The following is a 19,242-nucleotide window of genomic DNA, read 5'->3' as shown; positions in this document are numbered from 1 at the left end:
CAACGGTCTGCATATGAGCAGTAGCGGATTTAGGCCACTAAACTGCCAGATAGCAAGATACTTAAATAGATACAAAAAGCGGTTCAAGTTCGCACCTAAACCGCTATTGCTTTTATACAATGTTGTATGCCGTGCTTTCTTTTCATTTACAATAATTTGATATAAACAGAATTGATTGTGCCGTTAAACTTAAATGGTGCCTTTTCAAAATAATCGAAGGAAACAGGCGAGCCTAAATCTGTACCAATATCCAAAGTTTCACTAGCTGAAAATGCCGCTGGCACTGTACCCAAAGTGGTCATGGCACCAACTTCTTTACCATCTACTTTCAAAGTGATCGTTGCTGGTGCTCCAGGCTTATTGTCTTTTATCTTTGTGGTAATCTCAAATTCATGCTTACCCATACCAATTTTATTTTTACTGCTCACTTTAAATTGGTGGATAATCATCATGTTGTATTCGTATTTTAAATAGCCATTATCCATGTAGCAAGTTAATCCACCAGCGCTTCCACCGAGCGCATATAATACACCACTTTGGTTTTCTTTTACCTCCAGATCTATCACCACGGTATTACTTTTTTTACCAAGACCTGGTGCAGCAAATTCCGGCATCCTTGTTGTGGTTTGGTTAAATGTCCATTCGGTATAGGGTGAGGTAATCACATCTTCCGGATGCAGCCTTAACCAAATACCCGCACCAATGGGGAAATCTTTATTTTCCTTGGCTTCATTTAAAAACAGTTCTTTTAGTTCAGCTAGTTTTTCTGGATATTCGGCTGAAAGATCATGCGCTTGTGAGAAATCATTTTTCAAATCATAAAGCTGCCAAACGTCTTCATTTGAGTTCCAGTCTTCTAATCCTTTTTGTGCAGAAACCCAAGGGCGCAGTGGGCCAAATGTACTTGCAAACCAACCCTCATGATAAACTCCACGACTACCGTTATTATCAAAAAATTGGGTCTTTTTTAAATTCTCTGCATTGGGGTTGGTAAATGTTTGTGCAAAACTTTTTCCATCCATCTGGTCTTGCTCAAAGCCATTAACAATTTCAGGATGTTGTATACCTATAATATCATACAGCGTGGGAACAATGTCATTTACATGAAGAAATTGGCTGCGAATTTCCTTGTCAGGTTTTATTCTTTTGGGCCAGGAAATCACCATCGGGTTTCGTGTTCCTCCAAAATGCGCTGCAACCAATTTTGTGCTTCTAAACGGAGTACTTCCTGCCCATGCCCAACCAGAATGATACATGTTTTCTACCTTGTTGGTTCCTAGCGCATCTAAGCCACCAATTTTGTCCAATGCAGCCATTTGTTGACTAATGGTGTTAGGTATCTGGTTTTGAGCTAGCAACTCACTTATACTGCCGTTTTGTCCTTCTGCACTAGAACCGTTATCGCCAAAAATGTAAATCACGATGGTGTTGTCTTTGTAGCCCATAGCATCCATACCGTCGATTAGCTTACCTACTTGCACATCCGTATGTTCTACAAAACCTGCAAACACTTCCATTAAGCGCAATTGAAACTCTTTTTCATCTTCAGGAATATCATCCCATGCGACCATTGTGGAGTCTCTTTCCGTTAATTCAGTCCCCTCAGGAATTATTCCCATAGCTAACTGACGTTGAAAGACTCTTGCTCTGTATTCATCCCAACCTCCATCAAACTTGTCTTTGTATTTCTCTGACCATTCTTTAAAAATATGATGTGGACCATGAGCGGCTCCCGGAGCCCAGTACATGAAAAAAGGCTTGTCTGGCGAATAGGCTTTGTGCTCTCCCAACCACTTAAGACCTTGCTCTGCCATATCTTCTGTCAAATGATAATTAGGGTCGTGGGGAGGTTCAATGGCATTATAATTTTCAAATAATCGTGGTTCATATTGGGAGGTTTCTCCCGCTAAAAATCCATAGAAATATTCAAATCCATAGCCATTTGGCCAAAAGTCTTTTGGTCCCATTGACGTAGTTTGGTTGGCAGGTGAATTATGCCATTTTCCAAAGGCAGCAGTATGGTAACCATAGTTTTTAAGCACTTCGGCTACGGTAGCTGAAGTTTTGGGGATGACGCCTGTATATCCATCAAAATTAACAGCTCGTTCTGCAATGGTGCCAGATGACACTCTTGTGTGGTTTCTTCCAGTTAGCAAAGAAGCCCGAGTAGGAGAACAGATTGAAGTGGTATGGAATCGGTTATACATAATTCCTTCGTTTGCTAGTTTTGTAAGCGTAGGTGTGGCTACTTCCCCTCCAAATGTTTCTGAAACCCCGAAACCAACATCATCTATCAAAACAATAAGTACATTAGGAGCATCATCAGCCAGGTGTTTGTTGTTTGGCCATGGTGCTAATTTACTTTCGGCCAAGGTTTGGCCTGTCTGGCTTTCAGAAGCAATTCTTGGAAATGGGAGAACCCTCCCGTCCTGCTTTTGCAGGTTTTCTGAATGATCAGGATTTTTTTGAGGATTACACCCTGTTATCAGTATTCCTAAGCCAAGGATGGCTATTAAGTGTTTTTTAAATTTCATAATACTCCTTCTTATTAATGTAATTCTAACGTTGGCAATAAAACAGCTCTTTTGTTCTTTCAGCATGGCATACAACGGTCTAGTATAAGAATAGTAGCGGATTTTCACGCACTAACTTTTCAGTTAAACAAAGACCTTTATTATATTTACTTACTTTAGTTTTAGCGATAAACCCGCTATTATTTTTATACATTGTTGGCAACAGTTTTTTTCGATAATTTCTTTCCAATAAAGTAAAATAACACTAGAAATACTGCCATAACAACCAACAGAAATAGACTGTTGGTTAAGACTTTACCAATTCCTAATGTTTGTACATCCAAAAAGGGATATGGATAAAAATTAGAGAAACTTCCTCTTATCAAAACAAAGACAATGTATACAATAGGATACAATAACCATTTCAATAGTCTTTTTAATTCAATTGTCTTTTTGTTGTCTGAAATAATCCAAAGTATAAATGTGCATAGAGGAATAAATGTGTGGCATATTTCACTTAATATCATTTGTATTCCTTCTGGATTCCATATCGGTTTTAGTGCAACGTGATAAACTAATCCTACTATCATTATAAAAACCATTAAAGCCGTGAGAGTTTCTGGTTTATTTAAGATAGATGTACTCTTTTCGTTAGGTCTCAATAATTGATTCGTACAATAGATAGTAACAAATAAATTAGTCAGAATCGTGAAATAACTAAAGAATTGAATTGTAGATTCAAAAGCAGAAAAATCATATTCCGTAATTCTCAAATAAAGTCGGACAGATAATGTTATCCATCCTATAATCGTAATTGCTAGTATAATCCCTTTTTTCATTCAGTTTTCTTAAATTGTTGCCAACAATTGGATATAGTTATTAACTATATATCTTTTATATAAACTAAGATAGTACAACTAAGATTATGAGTATAATATATTTAATACAAGACCCCCAATTAGAGAGAGTGACTTAAAAGTGTTCTTTGTGAAAGAGAAATCTCAAGCTGGCTGGAGGAATAATTCTAAATATGAAAGATTTGGTTTTCAGTCAATAAGTCATCATTGCGAAGTCTTAGAAAGACCTGTACTAAAGTGATAACATCTAGTTCACAATAAGTCACTATGCGATCCAAATCACCTTCTTCATAATAAACATCTCTTACCATACTACCATCCATATCTTCTTTGGGAGAAGGGATACCCAGAATATTGGCCATAAGTTTCAGGGAGGTATAATGCTTAAAATCTCCAAATTTCCATAACTCCATTGTGTCCAAATGAGGCACTTCCCAGGGTTTTTTTCCAAAAAGGTCCAGCTTATAAGGGAGCGAAATACTATTGATAATTAATCTTCGCGCTATATATGGGAAATCAAATTCTTTCCCATTATGTGCACATAGCAGATTTTTTGGACGGCTGAAATGTTCGTTAAGCAATTTTTTAAAGTCTTTCAGAAGCCTTACTTCGTCCCCCTGAAATGTCGTAACCCTGAAATTTCTAACCCCATCTTTAATCAAAAAATAGCCTACGGAAATACATATTATTTTGCCAAATTCTGCCCAAATTCCGGCCCTTTCGTAAAATTCTTCCGCTGTGAATTCATCTTTGCGCTGATACTGTGATTTCTGTCCCCATAGTTCTTTTTTATAGTCATCTAAGTCCGCATACTTCGCTACTTCAGGAACAGTTTCGATATCTAAAAAAAGGATATCCTCAAGATTTAGTTTCTGTAACATGCCAATCAATTTTTAAAGTAGTTTCATTTTCAACCTTAATAGACTAATAGTATAGCTAGAGTTTAATTTTTTGAACTTTAAAACTAAAGATAGGAACAATATTCAGAAACTTTTGGCTTTCCCTGCTAAGTAGTTTTATCCAAGATACATATTGGTAATGCAGGATATTTGCAGTTTATCGAATTACAATCTTAAAATTCAATAAATAAACGGAAAAAACGTTTTAATAACCCCAGAATGCCTTTTAAATTATTATAGCTATGAAACCACAATCTTATTTTAAACTGATCAAAAAGTTATTCATGCTTGCTTTTGTATTTTCTCTGTGTTTTTCTGTCTCCTGTACAAATGACGATTCGGACAATGAGGGAGATTTGGAAATAATTACTCCCACTCAGGAAAATGGGTAAATACCATTAACTAAAATAAGGCAGGCACCACATAGGCGCATTAAAATTTTACCTTAAATATAGTCCTTGCCTGCAAGAGCTCAAAGTTCTAAACTTTATTTACAAGTAAAAGTTCTAAAGAAATAACTTCTTTGTCTCATGGGCCGCTCACAATAGGATATTATGTATCTTTAAAAAAAAAAGTGCATGAAATTTTATAAGATCTTGGGGGTATTCCACCTCCTGGTTATTAGCTCCCTTTTTATAAGCTGTACAAATGACGACAATAGACCCGAAATGGTTTCTGAGGAACAGATGCCGGATTACATAGTTATAGGCCAGAATTTTCAAAGTGTTTTTCAGTATAATTATGATGGTTCACAAGATGAAGGGGAGTTATTTAACTTAACACAAGAAAGTAATATTAACCGGGAGTACCTCACTTTAAGACAGGTATCTCAGGTTCTTACTTTTTTCAGCTTTGCAGCAGGTAGTTTTTCTGCGGTACAAAGAAATCATGTAACCGGAGAGAGCACCTTTCTAAACGAATTTTATACAATTTCCAATGAAAGATCGGTTATCTGGGGAGCCAGTTCGGAAAACAAACTTTTTCTGGGATTTTTCAACCCCGAAGCGTCTACTAACTATGGGATCAGGACTATAGACCTTACTACTGAGCAGGAGACAGATTTAATAATTGAGTACAATGTTAATGATGTATTTGAACCTATATATTACGATGGCCGGCTGTTAGTCACCTATTTGGATCAGGAGGCCAATTATAAACTTGCTGTTTTAGACACAGAGAGCAACCTTATAATAAGAACCTTTGATTTTGGAAAACTGGTCCCTAGCATTTTGATTAATAAAGATGGGGAGATGTACATTTTTAGCGGGAATTCGGCGTCTGATTATGAATTAACGCTCTATGATTTGCAGACCCTCAATGTAATACAACAAGACCTCTTCTCAATAAACAGGTATTTCCTGGCAGGACCTATCCAATCTGTGGCCTCCATTTATAACGAGAAACTTTATTATCTCAATCTGTATGCACAGCCTTCATTAATTCCATTTGGCCCTGCTACCTACGATTTTATTACAAAAGAGAATGTAATTATTGATATGCCCTCCATTGTTCAGCAAGTTCAGGATGAACTAGGGCTTGATATTGAGCTTACTGCCTTTGCTTATAATGAAAAAAGCAAGACGTTCCTTATGGGCTACGCCAAATTTGTAAATGTCGAAACGCTGGAGGGAGGAGTACTTATTATTTCTGAAAAAGGCAGGTTGTTGAAGAATACTAATTTGAAATTTGCACCAACGCGTTTTATTGATAATTAGAAAAACAAAGAACCGACCATACGGTTTGTTTTTTAAGCTCCGGGAACAGCTCTTTTTTTTCTCCATAAGGTCAATACGGATAAAACAACGACGAATTACTTATTTTAAACCGAATAAGTTTAGGAAAGTATGCCTTTGCAAACCGCTTAGTCTGCAGATTTAAAATAAAGATTGTTGCCTGGAAGGACTCTCGTGGTTTAACAGCCATTTTTTGCGGTGCAAACCACCGGCATATCCTGTTAATGAACCATCTGAACCAATTACCCTGTGGCAGGGGATAATTATCCATAATGGGTTTTTTCCGTTGGCCGAAGCAACCGCACGAATAGCTTTTACATCTCCAAGTCTCCTGGAAAGCTCTAAATAAGACAAGGTTTTCCCATATGGAATTTCAGACAATAAGGACCATACCTTTTTTTGGAATTCAGTTCCTTCCGGGTTCAGCAAAAGATCAAAGTTCTGACGTTTACCTTCAAAATATTCATTTAACTGATAGGCTGCATCTATCAGAACATCAGGGATAATCTTACTTTCCGGCTCATCCTGCTCCAGCACAGTGACCGTATTCAGGCCATTTTCATCACCTTCCAGCTTTGCACTTCCTAAAGGAGTGCTAATATATGCAGTAGCCATTTTCTATTCTATTATACCGGTTTTTTTTGCTCTGTCTTCCCACTTTTTCCTTGCCAGCAGTTGTAAATCTTCAACGTTGTCGCTTTCGTCCATAATTTCCAGTCCTAATAATGTTTCGATGACATCCTCCATGGATACCAGGCCACTAACGGAACCGTATTCGTCAACAACCAGCGCAATATGTTCCCTTTTCGCAATTAAAGTCTCAAATAATTGTGGAATCGGGGTATCCCTTTTAGTAATTAAAAGAGATCTCTTAATATTCGCAAGAGGAATATCCCCATTTTCATTTATGATTTCTTCCAAAACATTATCTTTTAAGACATATCCGGTAATATTATCTTCGCTATCTCCATAAATAGGAATCCTTGAGAACCGCAGTTTAGGGTTTTCTTCAAAAAATTCCTTTATCGATATAGATTCTTCTGCAATTTTCATTACTGCACGCGGAGTCATGATGTCCTTTGCATAAATCTCATCAAATTTCAACAGGTTTTTTATCACTTTTGATTCTGATTCCTGAAAAACTCCTTCTTCATGCGCTATATCGGCCATTGTAGTGAAATCCTCTTTGCTCAGGACACTGCCATACACTTCTTTTTTCCCAATAAGTCTTGTAAAAAGCTGAAGTAGCCAAAGCAAGCCTGTCCATTTTAGCGCTAAAACCATTATTTTAAGGGATTTTGCGGTAAAATTGGCAAGTTTTTTCCAGTAAGTGGCGCCAATGGTCTTTGGTATAATTTCTGAAAGCACAAGAATTAATATGGTCATTATTGCAGACACTACACCAACCATAAATTCTTCAGTAAAAGTAAATCCAAATAAGGTGCGGGTGGTACTCCCGTAAATTTCCTGATATGCTACTTTAGCCTGTACCCCCACAAGTATGGCGCCAACCGTATGCGCTATTGTATTCAGGGTAAGGATGGCAATTAGAGGCTGGTCCACATCCTTTTTTAAATTTTCGAGAGTTTGGGCATAATGCTTCCCTTCTTTTTTCTTTAAATTAATGTAAGTACGGGTAATACTTAATAGCACGGCTTCTAAAATGGAACACAAAAACGAGAAAAATATAGAGACAAAAGCATATAAGAGAAGTAATTCCATTTGGTTTAATTATAGTACTAAAATACTAATAATATGATTTAGTATTTTTAAAAGTTATTTGTCCCCCTGGTCATCATAAAATAACTGATGTAATTGCGGGCGAATATTTAGTTCGTATAAATTTCGATTATTGCGTGTGGGATAAACCCGGTTGGAAAGAAAAATAAATACCAATTGGTTTATTGGGTCGGCCCATATAAAAGTTCCTGTAAAACCTGAATGTCCAAAGCTTTCTTCACTTGCAGCTACTGCAGGATAGGCACTGGTAATTGGTAATGTCATATTATTTAAAAGGGGCTTATCAAAACCAAGACCGCGTCTGTTGTCATTCCCGGGAAATTGAACTTTTGTAAATTCTTTGACAGTAGCCTCCGAAAGATACCTGTGGCCTTCATAAATACCATAATTCTCCAGCATTTGCATTATTTTATGAAGATCTCTGGCCGTACCGAACAAGCCGGCATTTCCTGAGATTCCTCCCATAAGAGCGGCATTTTCATCATGTACCCATCCTTTTACAAGGTCTTTCCTGAATAGGGTATCTACTTCCGTTGGTACAATGACATTGGGATACCCCTTAGTTTTTGGATTAAACCCTAGCGCCGCAGCACCCATTGGTAAATAGAAATGTTTTTGTAAATAATATTCATAAGAGACTCCGCTAAGCTGCGAAATAAGTTCAGGGAATATTAAAAAAGACAGGCCGGAATATAAGTAGGTTTTATTTTCACTTACCTCGGACCGGTTAATTTCCCTATATATTTTTTTTACAAATCTATTTTTTACATAGAGATTCTCGTAAGCCCGGGATTTAAATCTGGGCGAAGGCTCAGAGCGGATATATTTTCGCTTGAGCCGGCCTTTTTCTTGAACTTTATTCAGAAAGACAAAATATGGCTTTAACCCTGCCTGATGAGAAAGTATTTCCCGCAGGGTCAGGTTTTTTTTGTTTTTTACTTTCCCCCAGGGTTTCCAGTAATTGCTAAATGGAGCATCCAGATTAAGTTTTCCTTCGTCGTATAGTTTCATCAGAGCAAGCAACGGGCCCGTAATTTTCGTAACTGATGCCAGGTCATAAATAGCATTCAATGCAACAGGTTGTATGCTGTCGTAAGTATAAAAACCAAATGCCTTATGAAAGATTACGGCACCTTTTTTAGCTACCAGAACCTGGGCCCCCGGAAAAGCATGGTTCTTGATGCCATTTGTTATAATTGAATCAACTTTTTGGCTGGTTTCCTTAGAAACCAGCTCTATTGGGATAAGGCTATTGTTGCTTTTGCTGTCCGCGTTACTTGCATCCAAAGCTTTTGAAGGACTATCCTGGGCATGGGAAAAGGTAGAGAAAATACCCAATAGTATTAAAGCATAAAATGAATGAAAATAGAATTCAATTCTTTCCATAGGATTGAATGCTGTAGTAAAATGGCTAACCCATAAGCCTTACGGCATCTTTTGCAAAGTAACTGGCAATGATATCTGCTCCTGCGCGCTTTATGGAGATCAATTGCTCCATCATAACAGAATCATGATCCAGCCATCCTTTTTCTGCTGCAGCCTTTAGCATGGCATATTCTCCTGAAACCTGATAAACAGCAACTGGCACCTCCACTTCATCTTTTATCTCTCTAACGATATCCAGATAACAAATTCCCGGTTTTACCATAACAATATCTGCCCCTTCATCAACATCCATATGGGCTTCTTTAATGGCCTCTATCCTGTTGGCCGGATCCATCTGGTAGGTCTGCTTATCCAGAGGGACGTTGCTCTGCTTTACAGGAGCTGATTCCAGAGCTTCACGGAAAGGGCCATAGAAACCGCTTGCATACTTGGCACAATAAGACATAATACCCGTGTTGGTTAATTCCTCATCCTCCAGGGCCTCTCTGATAATTTGTATCCTTCCATCCATCATATCACTTGGAGCTACGAAATCTGCACCTGCTTCGGCATGGGAAATACTCATTTGTGCTAATATTTCACTTGTCTCATCATTTAGAATTTGTCCATTGGCTACTATTCCATCATGCCCGAAAGAGGAATATGGGTCTAGCGCAACATCTGTCATAACCAGCATATCAGGGCAGGCACTCTTAACAGTATTTATTGCACGCTGCATTAAACCATGTTCATTAAGGGCTTCTGTTCCCTTATTGTCTTTTAAGTTGTCCGGAACTTTTACAAAAAGCAGAACTGCGCAAAGTCCCATGTTCCATAGTTCTTTCACTTCCTTGCCGAGATTGTCCAGGCTTAACCTGTAGTAATTTGGCATGGAAGGAATTTCTTCCTTAACTCCATGACCTTCAACAACAAACAATGGAACTAAAAAATCACTGGGCGTTAAAATTGTTTCACGAACCAAATGCCGAATAGCACTGTTTGCTCGCAATCTTCTATTTCTTCGAAGTGGATACATTTACTTTATTTTAAGCTTAAAGGTAATGTAAATGAATATATTCTAAATAATAATCTGGCCTTTTAAATAAGGCACTGCCCTTCCCGCAATTTTCACCCGATTGTCCATGAACTCACAGTAAATATCACCTCCCCTTTTAGATAACTGTTTTGCAACAAGTTTAGATTTACCAAGGGCCCGGGACCAATAGGGAATAAGGCTGGTATGGGCTGAACCGGTAACAGGGTCTTCATTGACTCCACATTGGGGAGCAAAGAAACGCGATACAAAATCTACCTCATCTCCTGGAGCGGAAACAATTACGCCGCGTGCTGCCAGTTGATTGAGCAGGAAGAAATTTGGCCTCAATTGTTCTATTTCTTCCTGATTATTATAAATAAGGAGATAGTCTGTCTTGCCTTTCAGTGTCTGAACCGGATTCTTACCCAGGGCGTCACTTAGTAATTGAATTTGTTTTATCGATTGAATATCATCTGTGGGAAAATCCAGGATTAACAAACCGTTTTCACCCTTTTCCACTAAAAGTTTACCGCTTCTGGGTGAAAAAAATTCAATAAAAGAAACATTCAAATTATAGTAGTTAAACAGGACATAAGCCGTGGCCAGGGTTGCATGCCCGCACAAATCCACTTCCAACTCCGGGGTAAACCACCTGATGATATACTGAGAACCTTCCTTAACAGCAAATGCAGTTTCAGCAAGATTATTTTCCATGGCTATTTTTTGCATGATGCTATCCTGTATCCAGTTTTCCAGAATACAAACAGCGGCCGGATTCCCGGAGTAGAGCTGATCTGTAAAGGCATCTATCTGGTATAATTTTTGGAGCATCTTAGTGGATATTTCCTTCTAAATTACAACTAAAAAGATCAAACCCACGATTTTGGATCCTTCAATACGTCGATTAACCTGGCCTCTTCACTGCCTTCTTCCGGATGATGGTCATACTTCCATTGAACATGTGGCGGCAGGCTCATAAGAATACTTTCTATACGGCCATTGGTCTTTAGTCCAAAAAGTGTCCCCTTGTCATGAACCAGATTAAACTCTACGTAGCGACCTCGCCGAATTTCTTGCCAATCCCTTTGTTTATTGGTATAATTAAGGGCTTTTCTTTTTATAACAATTGGTATATATGCCTCAAGAAAACTATCTCCAACGGTTGTGACAAAGCTATACCAATCCTCAATACTCATTTTATCAGTTACTTTGCAGTAATCAAAGAACAGGCCACCTATTCCACGTGCTTCCCCGCGATGGCTATTCCAGAAATAGTCATCACATTTCTTTTTATAACTTGTATAAAAATCAGGATCATGCGCATCACAAGAGGCTTTGCAAATTGAATGGAAGTGCTTAGCATCTTCCTCAAATAAGTAATAGGGCGTAAGATCCAGGCCACCACCAAACCATTGATCTACCAAATCCCCTTTTTTATCATACATTTCGAAATAACGCCAGTTAGCATGCACAGTCGGAACCATAGGATTTTTCGGATGGAGAACCAAACTCAGGCCACATGCATAAAAATCAGCATCTTCTACACCAAAATAGGTTTGCATACTTTTTGGAAGCTCACCATGCACGGCAGAAATATTTACACCACCCTTTTCAAAAACAGAGCCATATTCAATTACCCTGGTCCTGCCTCCTCCACCTTCCGGACGTTTCCAAATATCTTCACGAAATTTGGCAGAACCATCTATTTCTTCTAACCTGGAAGTAATGGTGTCTTGAAGTTTTTCAATGTAACCGTAGAATTTATTTTTCATTTGATCTTTCATATAATTCCATATCAATCGGTTCTTCATTTGGAGGGATAAAGCCTTTTAACAATGTTTTTGTCCATTTATACCCGCATTTTTCTGCTACCCGAATACTTGCTTTATTTAGTTTGGAGACAATTATTTCCAGACTTTTTAAGCCAAGATCATTGAGTGCAAAAGAAGTGATTTCCTTTACAGCTCTAGTAATCCAACCTCTACCCTGATAATTTTTATCAATACAATAAGCTATTTCACCCCGCTTAAGTTCCCAATTCAAATTTTTTAATATAAGTAAGCCTACTACAGTCTTGTTTGCCTTTATGGCAAAAGTAAATTCTGTTTTCAACTTTATCTGATCACTTTTATGAAGAATATAGTTTTCAGAGTCTTTAATCGTCTCATTTTGGCCTAAGGTGATTGGGAAAAAGCGAAGAAATTCTTTTTTATTTGACGCTAAAAAAGCATGTAAAGAGGAGACATCCACAGTTGTTAATGGCTCTAAAGCAAATAAACTATTCATTCGACTATCCGACATCAATCACTTGATTCTAATGAGATAAAGAAAGGGCATTAAGTAATTTAAAACCCTTTTGCCTTCTTAAGGTTTATACTCTTTTACCGCATCTATAAACGCTTTTGCGTTTTCCACAGGGACGTTGGGCAGAATCCCATGGCCAAGATTAACCACATATTTATCTTTTCCAAATTCATTTATCATTTGGGTGACCATTTTTTTAATGACTTCCGGGGGAGATAATAAACGGGCTGGATCAAAATTTCCCTGGAGCGTTATTTTCCCTCCTGTCAAATACCGTGCATTTCGCGCAGAACAAGTCCAATCTACTCCAAGTGCCGCTGCACCGGATTTTGCCATATCACCCAGGGCAAACCAGCACCCTTTTCCAAAGACAATAACCTGGGTTTCATCTTTTAGGGCATCTATGATTTGCTGGATATAATACCAGGAATATTCTTTATAATCATTCGGAGAAAGCATGCCTCCCCAGGAATCGAACACCTGAACTGCATTTACACCTGCTTTTACCTTGGCTTTCAAATATGAAATAGTAGTATCTGTAATTTTCTGTAACAGATTATGGGCAGCCTCGGGTTGTGTAAAACAAAATTCCTTGGCCTTATCAAAGGTTTTACTGCCTTGTCCTTGTACGCAGTAGCAAAGTATAGTCCATGGTGAACCTGCAAAACCAATTAAAGGAATCTCATCCTGCAACTTTTCCTTGGTAGCGGCAATCGCCTGCATAACATAATCCAGCTCTTCATTTACATCGGGCACTAAAACCTTGTCTACATCTATTTGAGAACGAATAGGATTGGGCAAATAGGGGCCAAAATCGGGTTTCATTTGCACTTCTATTTGCATGGCCTGAGGTATCACAAGTATATCACTAAAAAGTATAGCTGCATCCATGCCATAACGCCGAATAGGTTGTACGGTAATTTCAGAAGCCAATTCGGGTGTCCGGCATCTGGTAAAGAAATCATATTTCTCCTTAATCGCCATAAATTCTGGAAGGTATCTACCTGCCTGCCTCATCATCCAGACCGGAGGGCGCTCAACTGTTTCACCTTTTAATGCTCTTAAAAACAGATCGTTTTTTATTTTCATTTCTTTAAGCTCAAGTTATTATGTGATATTACCTTTTTCAAAAGATTTTCTATTGTTGGGGTATCTGGAACAATAATGGAATCTGTATATAAAGCTGCCTCTTTAGCCGTGGTATTGCCAATGCAAAAGGCCACACTTTTTCCTATTTTATTAGACAAAGTAAAGCTCTTTACACCAGAAGGACTGAAAAACAATACGCCATCAAAGGATTCTGAAAAATGCTGAGGGTTTAACTCTGTATCGTAAACCGTAATTTCTTTGAAATGCAGCTTGTTTTTTGTCAAAATACCGGGTAAATCATCCATTCTTCTATTTCCGCAAAAAAACAAAAATGACTCATTTATATGGTATTTTGCTATAAAATAGGCTAAATCTGCCGCATTTTGGGACACTTTCGCAACTTTTTGGCCATTATTTTCCAATAAAAGCCTGGTCTTTTCCCCTACGCAAAAGCATGCTTTTCCAGATTCCCTATTTTTCTGAAAATCTGATAAATGCCGGTTAAACGCCTCAACCGCATTTTGGCTGGTAAAAATATAATTATCAAAACCGGCAGGTAATTGAAATTCTTTTGGAGTAATATTTATGGCCTGGTATTCCTGGAGATGTATGCCGGCCTCATTTAAAATTGTCTTCTGATGTGGAGTAAGAAGTTTTGTGGAAAGGATATTTTTCATTGATTCATCCGGATTTTAATATCCTGCATCAATTCCTTTCCTCCGTTGGTTAATATTTCTTGTGCACAGGCCTTGCCAAAATTGGCGGCATCTGCCAATTTAATTTTCTTATCGACACCTATTGCCTGTTGCCCATCAAGAGACAATAAAATACCTTTAAAAAGCAGAAAATTATTTTCAATAGTTGCCAAAGCACCTATAGGTGCGGTACATCCGCCTTCTAATTCATTTAAAAAATTACGTTCTACCTGTGCACAGATCTCCGTGGTTTTATCATTTAAAGAGGTGAGCGCTTCCAGAGAATACTTGTCACCTTCTTTGGTTACAACCATCATTACGCCCTGGGCAGGTGCCGGTATCATCCAATGAAGTTCCGTACAGTTTTCCGGAAGTTTGTTTAACCGTTCAAGGCCGGCAGCTGCAAAAATTGCGGCATCCCAGGAATTATCCTCCAGTTTTTTTAACCGGGTATTTACATTTCCTCTTAAACCAATTACTTCATGTAGCGGATAACGACGCAGCCACTGCGCTTTTCTTCTTAAACTGCCCGTTGCCACAATTCCTTCAGTATTTAGAAAATCAAGGCCCTTATGAACCAATATATCCTTGTGGTTGGCACGCTTTAATACCGCAGCCTGAACAATGCCATTTGGTAAAACGGTGGGAACATCTTTCATGGAATGCACGGCAATATCTATTTTATTACCAAGTAATGCTGCGTCCAGTGTTTTTGTAAAAATTCCGGTGATACCCATCGAATAAAGTGGTTGATCTAAGTCCAGATCGCCGTCAGATTTTACAGGGATTAATTCCGTGGAATATCCCATCTTGTCAAGTTTTTTCTTGACGTCATTCGCCTGCCATAGTGCAAGTTCACTATCGCGGGTACCAATTCGAATGACTTTCTTCATTTGGAGTTTAATTCTATTTGAAAGACTTTCTGAATAAGTAGCAAACTCTCGTCCGCATCATTCTCAGATTCTTTCAGATGGTTAGCAAACTGTTTAGTAATCTTATGAATGATCCGTTCAGATATTATATCTGCATGCTCCGAATTAAAATCAGCAAGTTTTTTAGACTGAAAATCCAGTTCCTCATCCTTAATTGAGTTTAACTTCTTTTTGAGGGCTTTAATTACCGGAGCAAATTTTCTGGTTTCCAGCCACTGGTTAAAGTCTGATTTTACTTCATCTATAATAGATTCTGCTTTAGGGATATATTGTTTTCTGCGTTCCAGAGTCTCGTCTGTTATTTGCGACAGATGATCCAGGTGTAAAACAGTTACGTCTGGTAAGTCTAAAACATTATCTGCTACATTTTTAGGGATTGATAAATCCAGAATCAAGAGTGGTTTGTTGGTATAAATAAGTTCTTTTGAGATGGTAGGAGTATTAGCACCTGTGGCCACAATTAAGACATCGGTCTTGCGGATTTCTGTTTGCAAATCACCGTGATCCTTTACGACAAGATTAAACTTTCCTGCTATTCTTTCAGCCTTATCTTTTGTTCGGTTTATAAGGGTTATATGCGAATGATTTGTATGCTTTACAAGGTTTTCACAAGTATTCCTGCCTATTTTACCTGTGCCGAACAATAGAATGTTTTTATCAGAAATATCAGTTACATTTTTTAGAATATACTGAACAGATGCAAATGCAACTGATGTAGCCCCCGTAGAGATTTCTGTTTCATTTTTAATCCTCTTACTGGCCTGAATTATTGAATTTACCAGCCGTTCTAAAAAGTGATTTGTCAGGCCGTGCTTTCTGGAACGGTAAAAGCTATTTTTTAATTGACTTATTATTTCAAAGTCACCCAATATCTGACTGTCCAGTCCGGTACCTACACGAAACAAATGGTTAATTGCTTCATAATTTTTCAACACATACGCCACTTCCTGAAATTCCTCAACAGTTCCCTTGGAATGATCACATAGAAGTTTAATTAATTGGAAGGGGTGCTGCGCAAATCCGTGTAATTCTGTCCGATTACAGGTAGAAGTAATAAGCAGACCATCAACACCTATGGTTTTAGCTTCTTTTAAAAGTGCCTCGGCTGCATCATGGTCCAGGCTGAATTTCCCTCGAACGACTGCATCGGCATTTTTGTAACTTAGCCCAACAGTATAAAAAGAATTGTGTTTGGAAATATGATACCTCTTCATGCATTATCCATATAGCTCACAAAAATAATAGCATACATTTAATAAAAATAACGCTGAAGGTACAATATATATCGTTTTAAGTTTTTTATAGCTTTTTTGCCGGAATTATGGGAAAAACCTCTAATTTTACAGCAATAATGGCCGGTAGCAAATATTCAATTTAGAATGTTTCTAAATAAAATGTTCATGAATTCCACTAAAACAACTTACAAAAACATCGCTCAAGGTTCTTTTACTGAAGTCCTGATAGATGATGATTTTTATGTATTAAAAATACAGAATAAAAGTCCTAAGGTTCAAAAAGTTAACCGTGATATCGATAGTAGTTTTATTCAGTTCCACTTTTGTTTAAAAGGGAACGCAAAATTTATTTTTAACGAGGGCCATTATGCTTTAGAGGTCTCCGAAGAAAATTCTTTATTGCTATATAATACTCAGGTAGATCTCCCATTAAATCTGGACCTTAACCCAAATTCATGGTTGGTATCTGTTGTAATGACCATACGAAGGTTTCATTCTCTTTTTTCAAAAGAAGCCGACTATATTCCCTTTTTAAGCAGTGATAATAAGGAAAAGAAATACTATTCTCAGGAAAGTGTAACTCCTGCAATTGCAGTTATACTCAGCCAAATAATTAATTATAATCTTCATCCTTCAATTAAGGAGCTGTATCTGACGGCCAAGGTGTATGAATTAATTTCGTTGTATTTCAACAAAAGTGAAGATGCGGATTTGGAGCAATGCCCCTTTTTGGTGGATGAAGAGAATATAAAGCGCATAAAACAGGCCAAGGAAATTATGATTAGCCGCATGGCAGAACCGCCTACACTTGCTCAGTTGTCGGATGAGATTGGCCTCTCCCTTAAAAAATTAAAGGAGGGTTTTAAACAGGTGTATGGAGAACCCGTATTTAGTTTTTTGTTCGACTATAAAATGGATTTCGCACGCAAAATGCTGGAAACGGGGGAGTATAATGTGAGTGAAGTAGGCCATAGGATAGGGTATAGTACATCCAGCCATTTTATTGCTTCCTTCAAAAAGAAATTTGGCACTACTCCGAAGAAGTATTTAATGTCATTGGGTAATTAATAGTTAGATTCGACAGAATTATCGATATTTAACAATCAATATTTTATTAAAATGAAAACTCTCAGAAAAATTTTTGGCACTTTCCTAATTTGCATCTCCTTTACGGCATACGCACAACCTCAAATGTCAGAAGAAAACATTGCAGTCATAAATGAAGTAACCGCACAGGTTTTGGTTTTTACAAAGACCATGGGCTATAGGCACAAGTCCATTGAAAAAGGTGTTGAAACCCTTAAAAATTTGGGAAAAGAAAATAATTTTTCAATAACGCAAACTGAAGATTCTTTGCAATTTAATGAGGCGAACTTAAAAAAATATGATTTGGTTCTATTTCTAAGTACTACCATGGATGTGTTGGGCCCTGATCAGGAGCAGGCCTTTAAGAAGTATATCAATAACGGAGGCAACTACATGGGAATACACGCCGCCAGCGATACAGAATACGGCTGGCCGTGGTATGGCAAACTGGTAGGGGCATATTTTACGAGCCACCCAAATGATCCTAATGTGAGAGAGGCTAAAATGAATGTAGTAAACAGAGAACATCCGTCTACAGTGCATTTAAAGGATACCTGGGTTCGCAACGACGAATGGTATAATTATGAAAATATAAATCCGGACATGAATGTACTTATCTACCTCGATGAAACTTCATATGAAGGTGGCACAAACGGCGATAACCATCCTATTGCATGGTATCAGGAATTTGATGGAGGTCGTGTTTTTTATACCGGAGGAGGCCACACAAATGAATCTTATGATGAACCCGACTTTCAAAAACATTTAGTAGGCGGTATAAATTATTGCCTCGGCCGATAGACATCATTCTTTAAAAAAATCGGGTTAGAGCATTATAATCATTCCTGGAAAGTTCACTAATACTTTCGACAAAGCATATAATTACGATGTGAAAGTACAAATTACATGGAGCATTGATTTTATAATGGTCTGGCAACCATTATCCCTGTATTCTTTTTGATCTTTTTCAAATATTCTGTCAGGGGTAATTCAGAAATTTCAACCTTTCCGGAAGAAGATGCATGCAGCAGGTGAATCCGGCCGTCTTTTTCCCTGATGGCAATGCCCGTATGGGTAATATCCAGTCCTTGAATGGAGGTGGTTAATGCAATAATATCCCCGTTCTTTATCAGATCTTCGTTTGCTTCGATCTGGTTCTGGGGCAAAATGCAAATTGGCTGGTGATTAAGGGAGTTTTCAGAAGCTTTGATTTTTTCGAAATTTTCATCGTCGGCCAAAAAGGGATATAAATCCCTGTGGGTACTCATAAAATTTATCTCTTTCGTTATTTCAATACCTCCTGTTGCAACAGTTATATCTTCCAACAGCCCTTTCTTTTCGTTGTTGGCTATCCATTCAGAAAAATAATGTAACCGGGAAGCATAACCATCTAATTTACCATCTTTATAACGGATATTTTCAAGGGTATTGGCGAAGGAATCAAAATTCATACTATCCTTCTTTAACAAAATACTGAAAGCCAAAACGTTCTCTACATAGGTGGTGCAGTCCATCCCCTGAAAATTAATAACCAAAGCCTCAGATTCTCCTATTTCCAATGTTTTGGCTACATAAGGCAGTCCAAGAAAAGTTTTACCAACCGAAATTATGGTATCACCAAAATTGGGCTGTTTCAAACGTTTAAGCTCTTTAATCTTAATATCAAACGCTGTTTTGTCCTGATCGGAGCAAATAAGCTGCTGAGAACTTGCTGTCAGGGATAAAATGAAGAAAATAATGCCAAAAATTAATTTCATG

Annotated in this window: 19 protein-coding genes; 4 read left to right on the top strand and 15 right to left on the bottom strand. The window is 37.8% G+C overall.

Features of this window, described 5'->3' with window-relative positions:
* Nucleotides 1–146: 146 nt before the first annotated feature.
* From G504_RS0116540 to G504_RS0116530, 3 genes are all read right to left on the bottom strand, one after another.
* Nucleotides 147–2,534 carry an arylsulfatase gene (locus G504_RS0116540; protein ID WP_019671314.1) on the bottom strand — a complete coding sequence of 796 codons (2,388 nt, stop codon included), beginning with the start codon at nt 2,532–2,534 and terminating at the stop codon, nt 147–149.
* Between the two features lie 185 nt (nt 2,535–2,719).
* Nucleotides 2,720–3,352, bottom strand: a complete 633-nt coding sequence (locus G504_RS0116535) for a Pr6Pr family membrane protein (RefSeq protein WP_019671313.1) — start codon at nt 3,350–3,352, stop codon at nt 2,720–2,722.
* Nucleotides 3,353–3,537: 185 nt separating this feature from the next.
* Nucleotides 3,538–4,251 (bottom strand): 3'-5' exonuclease, encoded by a 714-nt coding sequence (locus tag G504_RS0116530; protein WP_019671312.1) that lies wholly within the window; start codon nt 4,249–4,251, stop codon nt 3,538–3,540.
* 260 nt (nt 4,252–4,511) lie between these two features.
* Between G504_RS0116530 and G504_RS19730 the strand changes: the two genes are divergently transcribed.
* Both G504_RS19730 and G504_RS0116520 read left to right on the top strand, forming a co-directional pair.
* Entirely contained in the window at nt 4,512–4,661 is a 150-nt protein-coding gene (locus G504_RS19730) for a hypothetical protein (protein WP_019671311.1), read from the top strand.
* A 186-nt stretch (nt 4,662–4,847) separates the two neighbouring features.
* Nucleotides 4,848–5,984 carry a hypothetical protein gene (locus G504_RS0116520; RefSeq protein ID WP_019671310.1) on the top strand — a complete coding sequence of 379 codons (1,137 nt, stop codon included), beginning with the start codon at nt 4,848–4,850 and terminating at the stop codon, nt 5,982–5,984.
* 159 nt (nt 5,985–6,143) lie between these two features.
* Here G504_RS0116520 and G504_RS0116515 read toward each other — a convergent pair whose 3' ends face one another.
* The 11 genes from G504_RS0116515 to hemA all read right to left on the bottom strand — a co-directional run bounded on the left by G504_RS0116515 (nt 6,144) and on the right by hemA (nt 16,377).
* Complete coding sequence (locus tag G504_RS0116515; protein WP_019671309.1) at nt 6,144–6,617, bottom strand: methylated-DNA--[protein]-cysteine S-methyltransferase; 474 nt, start codon at nt 6,615–6,617, stop codon at nt 6,144–6,146.
* Between the two features lie 3 nt (nt 6,618–6,620).
* Complete coding sequence (locus tag G504_RS0116510; protein ID WP_019671308.1) at nt 6,621–7,724, bottom strand: CNNM domain-containing protein; 1,104 nt, start codon at nt 7,722–7,724, stop codon at nt 6,621–6,623.
* Between the two features lie 54 nt (nt 7,725–7,778).
* Nucleotides 7,779–9,128 carry a serine hydrolase domain-containing protein gene (locus G504_RS0116505; RefSeq protein WP_019671307.1) on the bottom strand — a complete coding sequence of 450 codons (1,350 nt, stop codon included), beginning with the start codon at nt 9,126–9,128 and terminating at the stop codon, nt 7,779–7,781.
* Nucleotides 9,129–9,153: 25 nt separating this feature from the next.
* Nucleotides 9,154–10,143 (bottom strand): porphobilinogen synthase, encoded by a 990-nt coding sequence (gene hemB, locus G504_RS0116500; RefSeq protein ID WP_019671306.1) that lies wholly within the window; start codon nt 10,141–10,143, stop codon nt 9,154–9,156.
* Nucleotides 10,144–10,185: 42 nt separating this feature from the next.
* Complete coding sequence (locus G504_RS0116495) at nt 10,186–10,974, bottom strand: PhzF family phenazine biosynthesis protein (RefSeq protein ID WP_019671305.1); 789 nt, start codon at nt 10,972–10,974, stop codon at nt 10,186–10,188.
* 38 nt (nt 10,975–11,012) lie between these two features.
* Nucleotides 11,013–11,915 (bottom strand): oxygen-dependent coproporphyrinogen oxidase, encoded by a 903-nt coding sequence (hemF, locus tag G504_RS0116490; protein WP_026348648.1) that lies wholly within the window; start codon nt 11,913–11,915, stop codon nt 11,013–11,015.
* Nucleotides 11,905–12,429: a GNAT family N-acetyltransferase gene (locus G504_RS0116485; RefSeq protein ID WP_157473462.1), complete on the bottom strand. Its 525-nt coding sequence runs from the start codon at nt 12,427–12,429 to the stop codon at nt 11,905–11,907. Before G504_RS0116485 ends, hemF begins: the two co-directional genes overlap by 11 nt.
* Before the next feature lie 78 nt (nt 12,430–12,507).
* The gene (gene hemE / locus G504_RS0116480; protein ID WP_019671302.1) at nt 12,508–13,536 is read right to left on the bottom strand and encodes a uroporphyrinogen decarboxylase; all 1,029 of its coding nucleotides are present in this window, start codon (nt 13,534–13,536) and stop codon (nt 12,508–12,510) included.
* Nucleotides 13,533–14,213, bottom strand: a complete 681-nt coding sequence (locus G504_RS0116475; RefSeq protein ID WP_019671301.1) for a uroporphyrinogen-III synthase — start codon at nt 14,211–14,213, stop codon at nt 13,533–13,535. The genes hemE and G504_RS0116475 overlap by 4 nt, the downstream gene beginning before the upstream one ends.
* Entirely contained in the window at nt 14,210–15,124 is a 915-nt protein-coding gene (gene hemC, locus G504_RS0116470; protein ID WP_019671300.1) for a hydroxymethylbilane synthase, read from the bottom strand. The genes G504_RS0116475 and hemC overlap by 4 nt, the downstream gene beginning before the upstream one ends.
* On the bottom strand, nt 15,121–16,377 hold the full coding sequence (hemA, locus tag G504_RS0116465; protein ID WP_019671299.1) for a glutamyl-tRNA reductase: 1,257 nt from the start codon (nt 16,375–16,377) through the stop codon (nt 15,121–15,123). Before hemA ends, hemC begins: the two co-directional genes overlap by 4 nt.
* A gap of 186 nt (nt 16,378–16,563) precedes the next feature.
* Between hemA and G504_RS0116460 the strand changes: the two genes are divergently transcribed.
* Both G504_RS0116460 and G504_RS0116455 read left to right on the top strand, forming a co-directional pair.
* On the top strand, nt 16,564–17,466 hold the full coding sequence (locus G504_RS0116460) for an AraC family transcriptional regulator (protein ID WP_019671298.1): 903 nt from the start codon (nt 16,564–16,566) through the stop codon (nt 17,464–17,466).
* A gap of 51 nt (nt 17,467–17,517) precedes the next feature.
* On the top strand, nt 17,518–18,285 hold the full coding sequence (locus G504_RS0116455; RefSeq protein WP_157473459.1) for a ThuA domain-containing protein: 768 nt from the start codon (nt 17,518–17,520) through the stop codon (nt 18,283–18,285).
* Between the two features lie 119 nt (nt 18,286–18,404).
* On the opposite strand, the gene G504_RS0116450 is transcribed toward G504_RS0116455, so the two are convergent.
* Nucleotides 18,405–19,241: an N-acetylmuramoyl-L-alanine amidase-like domain-containing protein gene (locus tag G504_RS0116450; protein ID WP_019671296.1), complete on the bottom strand. Its 837-nt coding sequence runs from the start codon at nt 19,239–19,241 to the stop codon at nt 18,405–18,407.
* Nucleotide 19,242 lies beyond the last annotated feature (1 nt).

Source organism: Eudoraea adriatica DSM 19308, assembly GCF_000382125.1.
Classification (GTDB): domain Bacteria; phylum Bacteroidota; class Bacteroidia; order Flavobacteriales; family Flavobacteriaceae; genus Eudoraea; species Eudoraea adriatica.
This window is presented reverse-complemented; position numbering and strand designations above follow the sequence as displayed.